This is a genomic window from Ramlibacter agri (assembly GCF_012927085.1).
Classification (GTDB): domain Bacteria; phylum Pseudomonadota; class Gammaproteobacteria; order Burkholderiales; family Burkholderiaceae_C; genus Ramlibacter; species Ramlibacter agri.
Window position 1 is genome coordinate 317,462 of record NZ_JABBFX010000001.1, and the last position, 16,887, is coordinate 334,348.

Below are 16,887 nucleotides of genomic sequence, written 5' to 3' on the forward strand. Positions count from 1 at the left end.
ATGTCCACATCCCGCCGAACCATCCTGCGTGCCATGGCCGGCAGCGCCGCCGCGGCCACCCTGCCCGTCTTCGCGGCCTGGCCCGAGCGGCCGATCAAGGTCGTCGTCACCTTCCCGCCGGGCGGCGCCAGCGACATCGTCGCGCGCCAGCTGGGCGAGCAACTGGCCGGCAAGCTGGGCCAGGCCATCGTCATCGACAACCGCCCCGGCGCCGGTGGCAGCGTCGGCGGGCTGGTCGTGCACCAGGCCGCGCCCGATGGCTACACGCTGATGCTGTCCAACTCCACGCCGATCTCGATCGGCCCCTTCGCGCTGGACAAGCAGCCTTATGACCCGGTGGAAGGCTTCACGCACATCGCGCTGATCGGCTCCGCGCCCTGCGTCGTGATGGCGAATCCCAAGACCGGCTTCAAGACCCTCACCGACCTGGAAGCCGCGGCGAAGAAGGCCGGGCGCATGGACTTCGGCTCCGGCGGCCCGGCGTCCATCGGCCACATCTACGGCGAGCTGATGAAGGCCAACCTCGGCATCAACATGGTGCACGTGCCTTACCGCGGCGGCGCGCCCATGACGACGGACCTGATCGCCGGCGTCGTGCCGGTGGGCATCGATGTGGTGACGGCCTTCGTGCAGTACTTCAAGGCCGGCCAGCTGGTGCCGCTGGCGGTGACCTCCGCCAATCGTTCGCCGCTGGTGCCCGATGTGCCGAGCGTCGTGGAGAGCGGCCATCGCCAGCTGGTGCTGGACAACTTCTTCGGCCTGTCCGGTCCACCGAAGATGCCGGCCGATGTGGTCGCTCGGCTCAATACGGCGACCAACGAAGTGCTGGCCTCGGCCGATTTCAAGAAGCGCATGGTGGACCTGGGCATCACCACCTCGCCGGTGAGCCAGCCGGCCTTCGCCGCCTTCGTCAAGGAACAGGTGGCGCAGCTGTCGCCGACGGTGAAGGGCGCTGGCGTGAAGCTGTAGGCGTGACAATGGCGGGGTGAAATTCCAGCTGATGTCGGACCTGCACCTGGAGTCGCATCCCGGCTACCACCCGCGCCCCGCTCCCGGCGCCGACTTGCTGGTGCTGGCAGGCGACATCGGGTCCTACCAGCGCGGCTCGGGCCTGCTGGACGAAGACTTCGGCCTGGCCCGCTTCTCGCCGCGCCACGGCTGGCCGGTGCCGGTGCTCTATGTGCCGGGCAACCACGAGTACGACAACCTCGACTTCGACGAGACGCATGCGCGTTTGCGCAGCACCTGCGAGCGCCTGGGCATCACCTGGCTCGAGCGCGAAGAGAAGGTGCTGCACGGCGTGCGCTTCGTCGGCACCACCTTGTGGGCGGACTTCGACGCGCTGCTGCTCGCCCCGGGCAAGCCCGAGCCCACGCTGCCGCAGTTGCTGAAGGCACGCAACAAGGCCTTCCGCGCCGCCAACTATTACCTGGAGAAGGCCGCGGCCCAGCGCCATGGCCAGCCCTGGCTGGCCGAAGGCTGGCGCGAACAGGCGCTGGCCTGCGAAGCCTGGTTGCGCGAAGCGCTGGCGCGTTCATTCGCGGGGCCGACGGTGGTCGTGACCCACTTCGCACCCAGCCTGCGCAGTGCCGACCCGCGCTACGGGATGACGCCTGGCACGGCGGGCTTCTGCAATTCGATGGACGACCTGATCCCGCGTGCCGACCTCTGGGTGCACGGCCACCTGCACTGCCCGCACGACTACAGGGTGGAGGGCTGCCGCGTCGTCGCCAACCCGCTGGGCTACGCGCAGAAGGGCGAGCAGGAGGGCTTCCACCCGGCGCTGTGCATCGAGGTGGATCCCGCGCGGCCCCGCACCCCTCACCAGGAAGCGCCGATCCGTCCATAGCCACTTCCTGCTGGCGCATCGGCGCCGCCGCCTTCAGCATCCGCGCCTTTCAAGGACTTTCTGGATGCAAGCAATGGACAAGGAACTGGCAGGACGAAGAATCCTGGTGGTGGGCGGCAACTCCGGCATGGGCCTGGCCCTGTGCGAGGAATTGCTCAGGCGCAATTGCGAGGTGCTGGTCGCCGGCCGCTCGCGCGACAAGCTGGATGTTGCAATCTCTCGGCTGGGCAGCGCCGGCAAGGTGTCCGCCCACGTGGCCGACGTCACGCAGGAAGACGAGGTACAACGGCTCTTCGCCAGCTGTGGACCGCTCCACGACATCGTCTGCACGGCAGCGGACGTGCGTGGCTCCTACGAATTGCTGCCGGCGCTGGAGCTGGAAGCGATCGACCGGGCGATCCGCTCCAAGGTGGTCGCGCCCATCCTGCTGGCCAAGCACGGCGCGCCGCGGCTGGCGGCCGGCGGTTCGCTCACGCTCACCTCGGGGATCGCGGCCTACCGACCGCGGCCGCGCGGCGTGGCCGTGGCGGCGATCAACTCCGCGCTGGAAGGTGTAGTGCGCGCGATGGCAGTGGAGCTGGCGCCGCTGCGCGTCAATGCGGTGTCGCCGGGCTGGGTACGCACGCCCATCTGGCAGGACGTAGCCGGCGCGGAAAGCGAGAAGATGCTCGCGGCGATGGCGGAACGCCTGCCGGTCGGACGCATCGGCACGGCGGCGGACATCGCGCACGCGATCCTGTTCCTATTGGCGAATGGCTACACCACCGGCACGGTGCTGCACGTCGAGGGTGGGCATCGGCTCGTCTGACGCAGCCGCGGCGCGCACCATGCGCGCGAAGGCGGCCGCAGCGGGACGCAGCGCCCGCCGCGGCGACGAGACCAGGCAGATGGCCAGGCCGGCCTCGGCACCGCGCAAGGCGCGCGCTTCGACGTCAAGCGACGCCGCGGCTGCCTGCACCGCCAGCCGCGGAAGCACGGCGACGCCGGCGCCCGCCGCCACCATGCGCGCCAAGCTGTACACGTCACCGGCCTCGCCGGCGATCTGCGGGCGGACGCGCGCGCCCAGCAGCAAGGTCTCGGCGTAAGCGCGGTAGCGGCAACCGGGCGGCGTCAGCAAGACGGGGAACGCGACCAGCGCCTCGGCGTCCAGCTCGCTCTCGCCGGCGAGCGGGTGCCCCGCGGCCAGCAAGGCCACCGGCTGGTCTCGCAAGAGCTCCTGCGCCTGCAGCTCGCTGCTGACCGGCCAGCCGTGCAGCAGGCCGAAGTCCGCTCGGCCCTCCAGGACGGCCTGCTCGGTCGCGCGGGAGTCGCACTCCAGCAAGATGACGCACGCGGCCGGATGCTCGCCCGCCAGTTCCGCGACCAGCGGCGCCAGCAGGGCCGCGCACAGGGTCTGCGGCGCCGCCACGCGCACCTCTCCCGCGCCCGCAGACGTGTTGTCGCGCACGGCCGCCAGCGTCTCGTCCGCCAGCGCCAGCAGCTCGCGCCCCCGCGCGGCCAGGTGTTCGCCTGCGGCGGTCAGCGCCAGCTTGTTGTTCGTGCGAATGAACAAGGGCTGCCCCAGCAACTGCTCCAGCGCCTGCACCTGCTCCGTCACGCTGGGTTGCGACAGGTGCACGCGTTCGGCGGCCCTGGTAAAGCTCAGGGTTTCGGCCGCGGCCAGGAAGGTCTTCAGTTGGCGGAGCTGCAGCATGCAGTGGTCCATGTTACCCGTGCGCCGGACCTGGTCCCGCTCAGCACTTGGCGGCCTGGCCGCGTGCTAGTGTCCTGACCCACAGCCTGCCAGCACCGCAACATAAGGAGCTCCGATGAAGATCCTGCTCGCCGTGGACGGCAGCGACTACACGCGCAAGATGCTGGAGTACGTGGTCGCCAACCGCTCGCTGTTCGACGCCAGCCACAGCTACACGCTGTTCCACGCGCAACCGCCCTTGCCGCCGCACGCGCGTTCCGCCCTGGGCACCACCGCGGTGCAGGCGTACCACGAGGAAGAGGCACAACGCGTGCTGCAGCCCGCCCTGGCCACGCTGAAAGCGCAGGACCTCGAGGCGCAGGGCAGCTGGAAGATGGGGTCGGCCGGCGACGCCATCGCCGCGGCCGCGCGTGAAGGCGGCTACGACATGATCATCATGGGCAGCCACGGCCACAAGTCACTGGCGCAACTGGTGATGGGGTCGGTGAGCACGCAGGTGCTCGCGCAATGCGGCGTGCCGGTTTTGTTGATCCGCTGAACGTCTTACGCCTTAGAACAAAAAGCACCGGGCCTTTACACAAGCGAAGCCTGCGCGAAGAGTGCCTCGCGGACACTAGGGACATTCACCTGATGCCGGGAGGCACCATGAAACCGCTGTGGGTCCATACGCTGGTCTGGATCGCTGCCGTCGCTGCAGCGGTCCTGTTCGCGCTCGTGGGGCCCGACGGTACCGATTTCAGCGTGCCGCAGGGCGCGATCGTTCCGCGCTGACCAGCGCACCTTCCGCCGCCTTCGTCAACGCCGCACTGAGCCCGTCCAGCACTTCGGACTGCAGGTTCCAGCAGTGCCAATAGAGCTGGATCGGCAGGGCCGCTTGCGGCGCGACGTTCACCAGCCGGCCCTCCTCCAGCAGTCCGCGCACCAGCAGTTCCGGCACCACGCTGAGCCCCCAGCCGGCCAGCACCGCGCGCACCTGGCCTTCGGAGCTGGGCACGAAGATCTGGTTCAGCGCCACGCGCTTGAGGCCGCAGGCCTTGCCGACGAACTCCGACTGCATGTCGTCCTTGCGGTTGAAGGCAATGAAGGGCGCTTCGCGGAAGTTGTGCGGCGTCAGCCCCTGCGGATATTTCTCCTTCGCGAAGGCCGCCTCCGCAATCGCCACGTAGCGCATCGCGCCCAGCGGCACCACCTTGCAGCCCCGCAGCGCCTGCTTCACCGTGGTGACGCAACCCATCACCTGGCCTTCGCGCAGCCACTCGTGCGTGAAGTCCTGGTCGTCGGTGATGATCTCCAGCGGCAGCCCCTGCCGCGCCAGCCCGTTCATGGCGGGCAGCGCCCAGGTCGCGATGCTGTCCGCGTTGACCGCGATGGCGATGCGCTCTTCCTCGCGGGCGCCGCCGGTGGTGCTGGGCGCCAGCTCGCGCAGATCGAGCTCCAGGTCGGCCCGCAGCAGCCTCAGCTGGCGCGTGTGCTTCAACAGCAGGTTGCCGGCGGACGTGGGCTTCAGCGGCCGGCTGCGCACGATCAGCACCGTGCCGACCTGCGCCTCCAGCGCGCGCAACCTCTGCGATACCGCGGACTGCGTGATGTTGAGCCGCTGCGCGGCGCGCTCGAAGCCGCCTTCTTCGACGATGGCAGCGAGGCATTCCAGGGCGGCGGGGTCGTAGGTGCTCATATAAGCAGATCTGATGCTCCGGCAAACAGTTTAATTTGGCTTTTGAAATCCGGCGAGCCGCCGCAAACTGCGACGCATGAAGACCCTCGTCCTCGGCGCCGGCATCATCGGCATCAGCACCGCCTGGCATCTCGCCGAGCGCGGCCATGAAGTCATCGTCGTGGATCGCCAGCCGGATGCCGGCCTGGAGACCAGCTTCGCCAACGGCGCGCAGATCTCGGTGAGCTACTGCGAGCCCTGGGCCAACAAGCATGCGCCCGCCAAGCTCGTCAAATGGATGTTCAGCAAGGAAGCGCCGCTGCTGTTCCGCCCGCGGCTGGACTGGCAGCAATGGCGCTGGGGCCTCGCCTTCCTGGGCCAGTGCAATGACGCGGCTTTCGAGCGCAACGTGCAGCAGCTGGTGGCGCTGGGCAACTACAGCCATGCCGCGCTGAAGGACGTCGTCTCTGCCACGGGCATCGAGTACCAGCGGCTCGAGCGCGGCATCGCGCACTTCTACACCGACCAGAAGGCCTTCGACGACGCCGGTTCGGCCGCCGAACTGATGCAGAAGCACGGCGTGAACCGCAAGGTCGTCAGCCGCGACGAGCTGTTCGCCATCGAGCCGACCTTCCGCAATTTCGACCGCATCGTCGGCGGCACTTTCACCGCCAGCGACGAAAGCGGTGACGCCCGCGTGTTCACGCAGAAGCTGGCCCAGCTGTGTGCGGCGCGCGGAGTCCAGTTCCTCTACGGACGCGATATCGAGCGCCTCGAGACCGCCGCCGGCACGATCGCCGCTGTGCATGTGCGCGATCGCGCGACCGGCGTGGCGCAACGGCTCGCCGCCGACGAAGTGGTCGTCGCCTTGGGCTCCTACACGGCGCCGTTGCTGCGCCAGGTGGGCGTGAGCCTGCCGATCTATCCCGGCAAGGGCTACAGCGCCACCTTCAAGCTGAAGAAGCCGGCCGACGCGCCCTTCGTCAGCACCATCGACGACGAGGTGAAGGTGGCGATGAGCCGCCTCGGCGACACGCTGCGCGTGGCCGGCACGATCGAGGTGTCGGGCTGGGACGCGACTTTGAACAGCGCGGTTTCGCAAGCGCGTTGCCGAATGCTGGCCGAACGCGTGGAGAAGATCCTGCCGGGCGTCTGCGACACGCGCCTGCCGGAAGAAGGCGGCGATCCGCAGTTCTGGACCGGCCTGCGTCCGGCCACGCCGACCAATATTCCCTACATCGGCCGCACCAAGGTGCAAGGCCTGTGGGTGAACGCCGGCCACGGCACCCTGGGCTGGACCCACGGCGCCGGCTCCGGCAAGGCGATGGCCGAACTGATCGGCGGCCGGCAGCCGCGGATGGCGTTCGACTTCTACGGGTACGGGAAGGGCGAGCGGCGCTACGAAGGCGCACTGGTCAACGCCTAGACGCCGTTCAACATCCCCCACACCTTCGGCGCGGTCAGCGGCATCTGCAGCGACCGCGCTGCGTCTTTCCGGCCCGCCCGCGCCAGCGCATCGGCCACTGCGTTCACCACGCTGGGCGCGGCGCCGATGGTGCCCAGTTCGCCTACGCCCTTCACCCCCAGCGGGTTGTTGGTGCAGGGCACGGTCTCGTTCATCTCCGTGACGAACTCGCACGCCACCACGTCGGCGCGCGGCGCCGCATAGTCCATCAGGCTGCCGGTCACCGGCTGGCCGCTGTCGCGGTCGTAGACCATCTGCTCCAGCAGCGCCTGGCCGATGCCCTGCACCGCGCCGCCATCGAGCTGGCCGCGCACGATCATCGGGTTCACCACGCGGCCGACGTCGTTGACGCTCGAGTACTTCACCACCTGCACGCTGCCGGTGGCGGGATCGATCTCCACCTCGCTCACATGGCAGCCATTGGGCCAGCTCGGTCCGGCCACGGTGTTGGTGTGCTCGACGAAGATGTGGCCCCGCGGCTGCTTCGCCGCCACCTCGAACAGGCCGATGCCGAGGTCGGTGCCCTTGACCGTGAAGCGCCCGGCGGCATATTCGAGGTCAGCCGCCGAAGCCTCCAGCTCCTTGCCCGCGAGCTCGCGCGCCTGGTCCAGCGCCTTGTCGGAGCCGAGCTTCAGCGCCGAGCCGCCGGTGAAGATGGAGCGCGAACCCGCGCTGCCGAAGCCTTCGCCGCGATCGGTGTCGCCCAGCACCACGCGCACCTTGTCCATGGGCACGCCGAAGGCGTCCACCACCAGCTGCGCCAGCGTGGTCGCGATGCCCTGCCCCATCTGGTTGACGGCGGAGAACACCTCGATGACGCCGTCGGCCTGGATGTCCACCGTGACGCGCTCGGTCAGCACGTTGCCGCCGGTCCATTCGAGGAAGGTGGAGATGCCCAGCCCACGGATCTTTCCTTGTGCCTTGCTCTGCGCGGCGCGTTTCTCGAAACCGCTCCAGTCGGCCAGATCCAGGCCCTCTTCCATGATCTTCTCGAACTCGCCGACGTCGTAGATCTGCCCCATCGGGCTGGTGTACGGCATCTGTGCGGGCTGGATGAAGTTGCGGCGGCGCAGCTCGATGCGATCGATGCCGAGCTGGCGCGCGCTCTCGTCCATGAGACGCTCCATGATGAAGATCGCCTCCGGCCGGCCGGCGCCGCGGTACGCACCGGTCGATGCGGTGTTGGTCAGCACCGCCTGCAGCTGGAAGTCGATCACCGGCACGTGGTAGATGCTGGTCTGCACCCAGGGCCCGATCAGCAGCGGGATCAGCATGCCGGTGGCCGTCGCATAGGCGCCGGTGCTGGCGAGCGTGCGCAGGCGCAGCCCGAGGATCTTGCCCTCGCGGTCCAGCGCCAGCTCCGCGCGCGCACGCTGGTCGCGGCCGTGGAAGGAGGACAGGAATTCCTCACTGCGATCGGCCACCCACTTCACCGGCTTCTTCAAGGTCCACGAGGCCCAGGCGACGGCCGCGTCTTCCGGATAGATGCCGGTCTTCATGCCGAAGCCGCCACCGACGTCGCCCACCGTGACCCGAACCTGTTCCGGCGCCAGGTCCAGGATGTCCTGCGTGATCGACGTCTTGACGCCGGAGGGCATCTGCGTGCTCATGCGCATCGTGAGGCGACCATCGTCCGCGATCCAGGCAAGGACCGAGCGCGGCTCGATCGTCAGTGCGCTCACGCGCTGGTTGACGATCTCCAGCTTGACCACGTGCGCGGCCTGGCCGAAGGCGGCATCACAGGCCTGGGCATCGCCGTGCCGCAGCTGCGCAGCGATGTTGGTGCCCGCGCCTTCGTACACTTCGGGCGCACCGGCTTCCGCCGCCTGCGTGAGGTCGGTGACGTGCGGCAGCTCCTCGTATTCCACCCACACCGCTTCCGCCGCATCGCGCGCCTGCTGCAGCGTCTCGGCGACGACCAGCGCCACCGGCTCGCCCACGTAGCGCACCCGCTCGCGCGCCAGCACGAGGCGCGGCGCCGTCTTCACCGGCGAGCCATCGGGCATGGCGGGCATCGAGGGAATGGGTTTGACGCCGGCCGCAGCCAGCTCCTCGCCCGTCACCACCTTCCTCACGCCCGGCATGGACGCCGCGTTGGCGGTGTCGACGGACGTGATCTTCGCGTGCGGGTACGGCGATCGCACGAACACCAGCCGCAGCTGGCCGGCGGGTTGCAGGTCGTCCGTGTACTGGCCCACGCCCTTCAGCAGGCCGTCGTCCTCGAGGCGGCGGACGGACTGGCCGCTGCCGAAGCGTTGCGCGATGTCGGTGCTCATGACGGCGGAGTCTCGCCGATTTCGCGCCTTTCGTCAGCGGGCAGAGGGCCCCTCCCCTGGAACCCGGGCGGCCATCCAGCGCAGGAGGTCCAGCCACATCTGGCGCATTTCGGCGTCCAGCGGGGTGCGCAGGGCGTTCGGCAGCTCGATGGTCACCACCGGGACACCCTTCTGGACACCGCCGTAATTGCCGAGCGAGCCCGGGAAGATGCCGACCTGGTCCAGGTACAGCCGGCCCAGGCGCGAAGGCGGCACCGAGGGGCCGTCGAAATCCAGCAGGCCGTAGGGCGCGTGGATGGACACGATCAGGTTCGGCTTGAAGCTTTGCATCTGCTCGTGCAGGAAGCGCGTCTCCGGCTCGGAGGCCGGCTTGGGACCGGGCCAGCGCCGCGGATCCTTGCCGGTGCGCTTCTGCCAGTACAGCGCCGCATCGCGCTCCCAGTTGGGCGTGGGGAAGTTGCGGTTGAGGTCCACACCATGGGCGTTGGTGCGCCGCGGCGGCGTGGCCAGCATGCCGTCCGGGTTGACCATGGGCACGAAGCGCCAGTGCACGGCCTGCGGCAGCTCCATCCCTTCCTGCGAGGCCAGGCGGATCCAGTGCAGCGCCACCGCGGCCGAAGACGGCTCGTCGCCGTGCATGGCGCCGATGACCAGCACCCGCAGCTTGGCGTTGGGTTCGCCGACATCGCGCAGGTACAGCGGCATGCCCTGGACCGAGCGGGCGCCGCTGTCCTTCAGCGCCGCGCCTTCGCACAGCGGCCGCGTCACATTGGGCAGTTTGCCGACGAAGCGGTCGCAGGGCGGGACAGGTGGCATCGGCGCCGAGGCCTGGGCGGCCAGCGTGCAGCCGGCGAGCAGGGTCCACAGCCACTTGTTCTTCACGCTTTGCTCCTCAATCGGCCGCGCCGCCCAGCGAGCGCAGCACGCCGCGCCAGAGAGCGGCGCGCTCCGCGGCCGGCGCCGGGTCCTGCTGCGCGCTGGGATCCTTCCACACGGACGTGACCACCATCACGATGCCACTTGCCGGCTGCACGAACACGCCCTGGCCGTACACGCCCTGCAGCGCGAAGCTGCGCTCGCGATAAGGCAGCAGCCAGAACTGGTAGCCATAGCCATAGCCACGGCCCTGGTAGCCGGGGCGAAAGGGCTCGGGCTGGTGCGCCGCATCGGTGGCCGCCAGCAGGTAGTCGCGTCCGACCACCTGCCGCTCGCCGGCGCGGCCATCGAGCGCCAGCAGCAGGCCCAGGCGGCCCCAGTCGCGCAGCGTGGCATTGAACCAGCCGGACGCGCCCTCCTGGCCATCGCGGCCGATGCGCCAGAAGGCTTCGCTCTCGGCGCCCAGCGGCTGCCACAGCCAGTCCTGCGTCAGCTCCGCCAGGGTCTTGCCGGTGGCGCCTGCGAGCACACGCCCCAGCACCTCGGTCTCGGCGCTGGCGTAGCGGAACACCGCGCCAGGCGGATCGTGGCGCTCGCTGATGCTGCGCAGCACGGAGAGATTGCCATCGGGCGCCGTGGCGAAGGCCAGGCCCATGCGCGCGACGTCGTCATGCCCGTCGTAGCGTTCGCTGAAGGTCAGGCCCGAGGACATGTGCAGCAGGTCGCGAATGGACGTGCCGCCATAGGCGCTGCCTTGCAGGGAACGCGCGTACTTGTCGGCCGGGTCATCCAGCGAAGCGATGGCTCCGCGCTCCAGCGCCGCGCCAACCAGCAACGAGGTCACGCTCTTGGCCATCGAGAAGGACAGGAAGTGCGCGTCGGGCTGGCGCCCGTAGCGATAGCGCTCGACGACGACCTGGCCGTCCTTCAGGACCAGGATGCCGGTGGCGCGCTGGCGCTCCAGGTACTCGTCCAGCGTGTATTCGAGGTTGCGGAACCGATAGCGGATGGCCGGCGGATTCGCCATCGCGGGCAGCGGCAGCGGCGCGGCGGAGGGCGCCACGCGCCGCACCTGCATGCCCCGCACATGGTCCAGCGCGGACCAGCAGGCGACGCGGTAACGCTCCTGGGCACAGGTGCGGCTGTCGCCCGGCGGGTAGCCGGCATCGGCGCCGAGGCGCTCGGCGTCCGGCTCCGCGTGCGCTGCCAGCGCGGCGAGCGCCAGGGCCGGCAGCAGCGCGCGGATTCGCATCTCAGTGCAGCAACTGCGCGGGCAGCGCCAGGAAATTCAGCAGCATGCCGTCGAAGTCGTCCGGCGCTTCCAGGTTCTGGAGCTGGCCGACGCCCTTCAGCTCCAGGAAAGTGCTGTAGGGGATGGCATCGGCCATGCGCTTCATCGCTGCCGGTGGCGCCAGCGGGTCATGCTCGCCGGCGAGCACCAGCGTGGGCACCAGGATGTTGGCCAGGTTGGCGCGGCGGTCGAAGGTGACCATGCATTCCAGCGCGCGCCGGTAGGTGGCCGCAGGGACCTGGCCCATGCAATGCTTGGCCAGCCGCACGCCTTCCGGCAGCGCGCCGGGGCCCACCATCTGCGGCACCTCCAGTTGCGCGATCTGTTCCATGCCCTGGCCCGCATCGAGCGGCGCGACCCGTTCGGCGACGAAGGCTTCGGGCTGCGGCAAGTCGAAGGCGGCCCAGGTGCCGCACAACACCAGCTTGTCCACCAGCTCGGGCCGGCGCGCCACGACCTCCTGCGCCACCATGCCACCCAGGCCCTGCCCGAGCAGCACCACGCGTTCGCACTTCAGCGCTTCGATGAGCGCGATGCAGCTCTGGGCCAGGCCCTTGAAGGTATAGGGTTCGATCGGTGCGCTGTGGCCGTAGCCCGGCATGTCCCAGGCGACGGCGCGGTAGCCGGCGCTGGCGAGGGTCTCTACTTGCGGCGCAAAGGCCAGGTGGCCGCCGGCCACGCCGTGCAGCATCAGCACGGTGGGCCCGCCACCCAGTGTCGTGAACGCGGGGACGGTGGTCACGCGCGCTCCCGAGGGGCGCCCGGCCCCGCGGCTTCCATGGTTTCCAGCTGCATCCGGCGGTGGTCTCCCCTTGCGGCCATAATACATGAAATTTCATGCAATCCGCGTCTCGATGAACCCGCCGCGCCAAGCCCAGCCGCCCACTTTTTCGCCCCTGGAATTCCGGGCGGCGCTGGGCATGTTCGCCACCGGCGTCACCATCGTGACGGCGCGCAGCGCCGATGGCGCGCTGATCGGCCTCACCGCCAATTCCTTCAACTCGGTTTCGCTGGCGCCGCCGCTGGTGCTGTGGAGCCTGGCGCGCGCCGCCGCCTCGATGGCCGTGTTCAGCGCCGGCTCGCACTACGCCATCAACATCCTCGCGGCCGACCAGAAGACGCTGGCCGAACGCTTCGCCTCGCGCGTCGCCGACCGTTGGAGCGGCGTGGGTTTCGATGCCGGCGCCGGCGGCGCACCGCTGCTGCATGGCGCGGCCGCCACCTTCGAGTGCTTCAACCGCAGCCGCTACGAGGAAGGCGACCACGTCATCTTCGTCGGCGAAGTGGAGCGCTGCACGCATCGCCATGGCGCGTCGCCGCTGCTGTTCCATGGCGGGCGCTACTACACCGAGCATCCGCTATGAGCGAAACGCTGGGCTATCTCCTCGGGCGGGCGAACCACGCCCTGTACAAGGATTTCGACCAGCAACTGCGGGCCGCCGGACTGAGCATGCTCGAGTGGCGGGTGCTCGCCGCGCTGCACGGCAGCGAACCGCTGACGGTGAGCCAGCTCGCGCACGAGGTGCTGTCCAAGCAGCCCACGGTGACCAAGCTGGTGCAGCGCATGGCCGACCAGGGCTGGGTGGAACTGCTGGCCGATCCGGCGGACCAGCGCCGCACCCTGGTCGATGCCAGTCCGGCCGGCCGCAAGCTGGCGCGGCCGCTGCTGGACAAGGCACGCAACCACGAGGCGCAGATGCTGCGCGCACTGGCGGCGCCGGAGCAGGCGGCGTTGAAGAAGCTGCTGGCAAAGCTGGCCGCAAGGGCCGCGTAATCAGCGTGACAGGCTCAGCTTGTAGCTGAAGATGTCCGCCCGATAGAGCGCGTTCTCCGTCTGCAGCGGCGCGCCATCCTCGGAGCGGATCACCCGCTGCACCCGCAGCGCCGGCACGCCCGCGCCCACCTGCAGCAGCTTCGCCTCCTTCGCCGGCATGGCCTCCGCGCGGATCTCCACGTCGGCGCGGCCCACGCGCAGGCGCAGCTCGCGTTCCAGCACGTCGATCAGGTCGCGCCCGGACAGGTCGATGCGGGCCACGCGCTCCCCCAGGCCCGGGATGAAGTGCGAGACGTTCACCGAGAGCGGCTGCCGGTCCAGGTAGCGCAAGGTGCTGAGCTGGTAGACCTCGCTGCGTGGCGCCAGGCCCAAGGCCGCCGCCACCTCCGCCGGCGCGCGCAGCGCCTTCATCGCCAGCCGCTTGCTGTGCACCGCCTGGCCCTGCGCGGCCAGCGATTCCGCCAGGCCTTCCAGGCGATTGAGCTGCGGCGCGGCCTGCGCCTGCGAGACGAAGGCGCCCTTGCCCTGCAGCCGCACGATCAGGCCTTCCTTCTGCAGGTCCGACAGCGCCTGCCGCACCGTGATGCGGCTGACGCCATAGGCCGCCGTCATCTCGCTTTCGGACAGCAGCTTGGCATGCGGCAGCAAGCGGCCGTCGAGGATGCCGGCGCGCAGCTCGTCGCGCAGCCGGGCATAGAGGGGTTGCGGCGCCTCAGCCATGAAGAGTCCCTGGCATGGCCATTGCTAGCTTGTCATAACTTGTTATGACAAGTATATTCATCGCACCCCCGCGGTGCACCCCACCCTTCTTCCTCGAGGAGCCGACCATGCTGCTGCGCCACCTTTCCCAAGCCACCGTCCTGGGTTGCGCCCTGGCCCTGCTGCCAGCCGCCCATGCCCAGACCTACCCGGCCAAGCCGATCTCCGTCATCGTACCGTTCGCGGCCGGCGGCGGCGTCGATGCCACCGCGCGCGTCGTGCTGGAGAGGGTGAGCCAGGTGCTGAAGCAGCCGATCGTCATCGACAACGTGGCCGGCGCCTCGGGCACCATCGGCGCCGCCAAGGCCGCTGCCGCCAAGCCGGACGGCTACACGCTGCTGTTCGCCGTGGCCAGCCCGCTGAACGTGGCGCCGCTCGTGGCGCCCGCCGCCGTGCGCTACGACACCTTCAAGGATTTCACGCCGATCGCCACCGTGGCCGTCGGCCCCTTCGTGCTGATCGGCCGCACCAGCCTGCCGGCCAAGGACACGGCGGAACTGGTGCAGCTGGTCCACCAGCAACCGGGCAAGCTGAATTTCGGCACCGACGGCGTCGGTACCTCGCTGCACGTCACCGCGGAAATGATCAAGCAGCGCGCCGACCTGAACATCGTGCACGTGCCCTACAAGGCTGGCCCGCAGGTGCTGACGGACGTCGCCGGCGGCCAGCTCGATCTGGCCGTGCTGCCGCTGACGCTGGCGCAGCCCTTCATCAAGGACGGCAAGGTGCGCGCCTTCGGCGTGACCACCGCGGCCCGCTGGCCCGGCCTGCCCAACGTGCCGGCGCTCGCCGAGACGCCCGCGCTGAAGGGCCTGGACATCGAATCCTGGCTGGGCCTGCTCGGTCCCGCCAAGCTGCCGTCCGACGTGACGGCGACGCTGGTGCAAGCCGTGGACTCCGCGATGAAAGACCCCGAAATCGCGCGCAAGCTGGCCGACATCGCGAACAAGCCCAGCGTCATCAGCGGGCCCAAGTTCGCCGACTACCTGCAGCACGAGCGCCGGCTGGTGCAGGACGCCGTGACCCGCGCCAACATCAAGGTGGAGTGAAGAACGCATGGTCCTGGGCAGCGCCGCGGCCATCCTCATTGCCGGCTGGTTGATCGGCGCCACCGGCATCGGCGGCGTGCTGGTCGTGCCGATGCTGAACCAGGTCCAGGGCGTGGCGCTGCAGGACGCGATTGCCGCCGCCTCGCTCGCCTTCGCCCTGCCCGGCGTGGCCGCGGCGTGGAAGCTGCGGCAAAGCGGCGGCGCAGTCCCGCGCGGCACCGGCACCATGGCGCTGGCCAGCCTGCCCGGCGCGGCCATCGGCGCCGTGCTGGTGCACCACGTCTCGGTGTCCTGGCTGCTGGCCGGACTCGCGGTGCTGGCTCTCGCCAGCGGCCTCTGGGGCCTGCGCGGCGCGCCACATGCGCGCGAGGACCGCGAGGCGCTCAGCCCGCTCGCCATGGGTGCGCTCGGTGCCGCCGTGGGCCTGGGCTCCGCCCTCACAGGCACCGGCGGCCCGGTGCTGCTGGTGCCGCTGCTGCTGCTGGCGGGCCAGCCCGTGCGCAACATCCTGCCGCCGGCGCAGGCCATCCAGCTGCCCGTGGCGCTGTGCGCAGCGACGGGACATGCGATCGCCGGCGCGCTGGACCTGCGCCTGGCGCTGGCCATCGGCGGCGTGCTGCTGCTCGGCGCCCTCGCCGGCCAGTGGGCCGCACCGCGCACGCCGGCGCGCGCGCTGCACCACCTGGTGTGCGTGCTCCTGATCCTCACCGGCGCCTGGTACGCCTGGCGCCTGCTTGCCTGAGACCGCGATGAACAACCTTTCGACCTTCGCCGCGCGCGAACTGCTGCTCGTTCCCGAACAGGTGATGCGCAAGGACGGCTGCGCCAGCGGCCAGGCCGTGGTCGTGCGCGACGGCCGCTTCGTGCGCGTCGGCCCCGCCGCGCAGGTGCGCGCCGAGTTCCCGCAGCTCAGGCCGGTCGAACTGCCGCAGCGACTGCTGATGCCGGGCCTCATCGACGCCCACACGCACCTGACGCAGGCCCTGGGCAAGGCGCTGGCCTTCGGCGAACCGTCCGAGATCTTCCGCCGCATCTGGGTGCCGATGGAGCAGACCTTGCGGCCCGAAGCCGCCTACGTCAGCGCCAAGCTGGCCGCGCTGGAAGCGCTGCGCGGCGGCTTCACCACCGTCGTCGACGCCGGCACGCGTTCGGAAGAAGGCCTGGACGGCATCGCCCGCGCTGCGCACGAGGTCGGCGTGCGCTGCGTGCTGGGCCTGACCTGCAACGACATCGGCCACCCGGCCGGCGACGACGCCTACCCGCAGCTGGTGAAGCGCGCGGAGCAGCACCTCGCGCAGTACGAGCACGATGCCCTGGTCCATCCTTCGCTTGCCATCTCCATCCCCGAAGTCGGCAGCGACCGCATGCTGGCGCGCGTGTCCGCGCTGGTGCGCGAAGCGGGCCGCATCTTCCAGACCCACGCCAACGAACACCTCGTCGCGGTGGAACGCTCGCTGGTCGCGCGCGGGCTGCGTCCGATCGAACTGCTGGCGGCCTGCGACGCGCTGCATCCCAGCACGCTGCTGGCCCATGCGACCCTGCTGACGCCGTCCGAGCTCGCGCTGCTGCAACGCCAGGGCGGCGCCATCGCCTACAACCCGGTGGCCAGTGCCTGGAAAGGCAACGCCGTGCTCGACGCGCTGCAGCTGCAGGCGCAAGGCGTGCCCTTCGCGCTGGGCACCGACGGCACGCGCTACGACGCTTTCCGCCTGCTCGATGCCGCCGAATCGGCGCAGCGCTACACCTACGGCATCGACCGTGGCGATTCCTCCTGCGGCGCCGGCTGGACCTGGCTGGACCACGGCACGCATCGCGGCGCGGTCGCCTGCGGCCTGGGCGCCGTCACCGGGGCGATCGAGGAAGGGCTGGCCGCCGACTTCCTGCTGCTGGACCTGGACGTGCCCGAGCTGGCCCCGAGCTGGGACCTGAGCTGGGAAGTCGTGCGCCTGGCCGACCGCAGCCAGGTCGAGGCCGTGTTCGTGAACGGGCAACTGCGCCTGTGGCAAGGCTGGCCGACCGACTGGGACGCGCGTGCGTTGCTTGCGCAGGTGCGCGCCATCGCGCGCGAAGATATCGCGCGCGCGCCGATCCAGCGCGTGCATCCGACCGCGGACGAACACCGGCGCCGTCACGCGGGCTGAAGCCCCACCGCCGTTGCCCGCAGGCGACGGCCACCGCCCAACGGGCACTGGATTTGCCAA

At 70.0% G+C, this 16,887-nt stretch carries 18 protein-coding genes; 11 read left to right on the top strand and 7 right to left on the bottom strand.

Features of this window, described 5'->3' with window-relative positions:
* The 3 genes from HHL11_RS01575 (at position 1) to HHL11_RS01585 (ending at position 2,657) form a co-directional block, all read left to right on the top strand.
* The gene (locus HHL11_RS01575; RefSeq protein ID WP_169416630.1) at positions 1-969 is read left to right on the top strand and encodes a Bug family tripartite tricarboxylate transporter substrate binding protein; all 969 of its coding nucleotides are present in this window, start codon (positions 1-3) and stop codon (positions 967-969) included.
* Positions 970-985: 16 nt separating this feature from the next.
* The gene (locus tag HHL11_RS01580) at positions 986-1,849 is read left to right on the top strand and encodes a metallophosphoesterase (protein WP_169416631.1); all 864 of its coding nucleotides are present in this window, start codon (positions 986-988) and stop codon (positions 1,847-1,849) included.
* A 64-nt stretch (positions 1,850-1,913) separates the two neighbouring features.
* Positions 1,914-2,657, top strand: coding sequence for an SDR family oxidoreductase (locus HHL11_RS01585; RefSeq protein ID WP_240979982.1), 744 nt, complete (start codon positions 1,914-1,916; stop codon positions 2,655-2,657).
* On the opposite strand, the gene HHL11_RS01590 is transcribed toward HHL11_RS01585, so the two are convergent.
* Positions 2,592-3,542 (bottom strand): LysR family transcriptional regulator, encoded by a 951-nt coding sequence (locus HHL11_RS01590; protein ID WP_169416632.1) that lies wholly within the window; start codon positions 3,540-3,542, stop codon positions 2,592-2,594. The two genes, HHL11_RS01585 and HHL11_RS01590, sit on opposite strands and share 66 nt — an antisense overlap.
* A gap of 115 nt (positions 3,543-3,657) precedes the next feature.
* Here HHL11_RS01590 and HHL11_RS01595 point away from each other — a divergent pair, with 115 nt between their 5' ends.
* Together HHL11_RS01595 and HHL11_RS34585 are read left to right on the top strand one after the other, a co-directional pair.
* Complete coding sequence (locus HHL11_RS01595) at positions 3,658-4,080, top strand: universal stress protein (protein ID WP_169416633.1); 423 nt, start codon at positions 3,658-3,660, stop codon at positions 4,078-4,080.
* 107 nt (positions 4,081-4,187) lie between these two features.
* Complete coding sequence (locus HHL11_RS34585) at positions 4,188-4,313, top strand: hypothetical protein (protein ID WP_281068633.1); 126 nt, start codon at positions 4,188-4,190, stop codon at positions 4,311-4,313.
* Here the strand turns inward: HHL11_RS34585 and HHL11_RS01600 are convergent.
* Complete coding sequence (locus HHL11_RS01600; protein ID WP_169416634.1) at positions 4,279-5,217, bottom strand: LysR family transcriptional regulator ArgP; 939 nt, start codon at positions 5,215-5,217, stop codon at positions 4,279-4,281. The genes HHL11_RS34585 and HHL11_RS01600 overlap by 35 nt on opposite strands.
* Before the next feature lie 76 nt (positions 5,218-5,293).
* Here HHL11_RS01600 and HHL11_RS01605 point away from each other — a divergent pair, with 76 nt between their 5' ends.
* A complete protein-coding gene (locus HHL11_RS01605; RefSeq protein ID WP_169416635.1) occupies positions 5,294-6,622 on the top strand; it encodes a D-amino acid dehydrogenase in 1,329 nt (442 codons plus the stop codon).
* Here the strand turns inward: HHL11_RS01605 and HHL11_RS01610 are convergent.
* Genes HHL11_RS01610 through HHL11_RS01625 form a run of 4 tightly spaced genes read right to left on the bottom strand, consistent with a single transcriptional unit; the run spans position 6,619 to position 11,846 of the window.
* Positions 6,619-8,937 (bottom strand): xanthine dehydrogenase family protein molybdopterin-binding subunit, encoded by a 2,319-nt coding sequence (locus HHL11_RS01610; RefSeq protein ID WP_169416636.1) that lies wholly within the window; start codon positions 8,935-8,937, stop codon positions 6,619-6,621. The two genes, HHL11_RS01605 and HHL11_RS01610, sit on opposite strands and share 4 nt — an antisense overlap.
* 33 nt (positions 8,938-8,970) lie before the next feature.
* Positions 8,971-9,819 (bottom strand): M14 family murein peptide amidase A, encoded by an 849-nt coding sequence (locus HHL11_RS01615; protein ID WP_342593158.1) that lies wholly within the window; start codon positions 9,817-9,819, stop codon positions 8,971-8,973.
* 10 nt (positions 9,820-9,829) lie between these two features.
* Positions 9,830-11,065, bottom strand: a complete 1,236-nt coding sequence (locus HHL11_RS01620) for a serine hydrolase domain-containing protein (protein ID WP_169416637.1) — start codon at positions 11,063-11,065, stop codon at positions 9,830-9,832.
* Position 11,066: 1 nt separating this feature from the next.
* A complete protein-coding gene (locus HHL11_RS01625) occupies positions 11,067-11,846 on the bottom strand; it encodes an alpha/beta fold hydrolase (protein WP_169416638.1) in 780 nt (259 codons plus the stop codon).
* Between the two features lie 112 nt (positions 11,847-11,958).
* On the opposite strand from HHL11_RS01625, the gene HHL11_RS01630 reads away from it, so the two are divergent.
* Together HHL11_RS01630 and HHL11_RS01635 are read left to right on the top strand one after the other, a co-directional pair.
* The gene (locus HHL11_RS01630) at positions 11,959-12,468 is read left to right on the top strand and encodes a flavin reductase family protein (RefSeq protein ID WP_169416639.1); all 510 of its coding nucleotides are present in this window, start codon (positions 11,959-11,961) and stop codon (positions 12,466-12,468) included.
* Entirely contained in the window at positions 12,465-12,878 is a 414-nt protein-coding gene (locus HHL11_RS01635; protein WP_169416640.1) for a MarR family winged helix-turn-helix transcriptional regulator, read from the top strand. The genes HHL11_RS01630 and HHL11_RS01635 overlap by 4 nt, the downstream gene beginning before the upstream one ends.
* Here HHL11_RS01635 and HHL11_RS01640 read toward each other — a convergent pair whose 3' ends face one another.
* Positions 12,879-13,598, bottom strand: a complete 720-nt coding sequence (locus HHL11_RS01640; protein WP_169416641.1) for a GntR family transcriptional regulator — start codon at positions 13,596-13,598, stop codon at positions 12,879-12,881.
* 107 nt (positions 13,599-13,705) lie between these two features.
* Between HHL11_RS01640 and HHL11_RS01645 the strand changes: the two genes are divergently transcribed.
* The 3 genes from HHL11_RS01645 to HHL11_RS01655 are packed head-to-tail and all read left to right on the top strand — an operon-like array spanning position 13,706 to position 16,827.
* Positions 13,706-14,686, top strand: a complete 981-nt coding sequence (locus tag HHL11_RS01645; protein WP_169416642.1) for a Bug family tripartite tricarboxylate transporter substrate binding protein — start codon at positions 13,706-13,708, stop codon at positions 14,684-14,686.
* Between the two features lie 7 nt (positions 14,687-14,693).
* The gene (locus tag HHL11_RS01650; RefSeq protein WP_169416643.1) at positions 14,694-15,428 is read left to right on the top strand and encodes a sulfite exporter TauE/SafE family protein; all 735 of its coding nucleotides are present in this window, start codon (positions 14,694-14,696) and stop codon (positions 15,426-15,428) included.
* A 7-nt stretch (positions 15,429-15,435) separates the two neighbouring features.
* Positions 15,436-16,827 (top strand): amidohydrolase family protein, encoded by a 1,392-nt coding sequence (locus tag HHL11_RS01655; RefSeq protein WP_169416644.1) that lies wholly within the window; start codon positions 15,436-15,438, stop codon positions 16,825-16,827.
* The last annotated feature ends 60 nt before the right edge of the window (positions 16,828-16,887 follow it).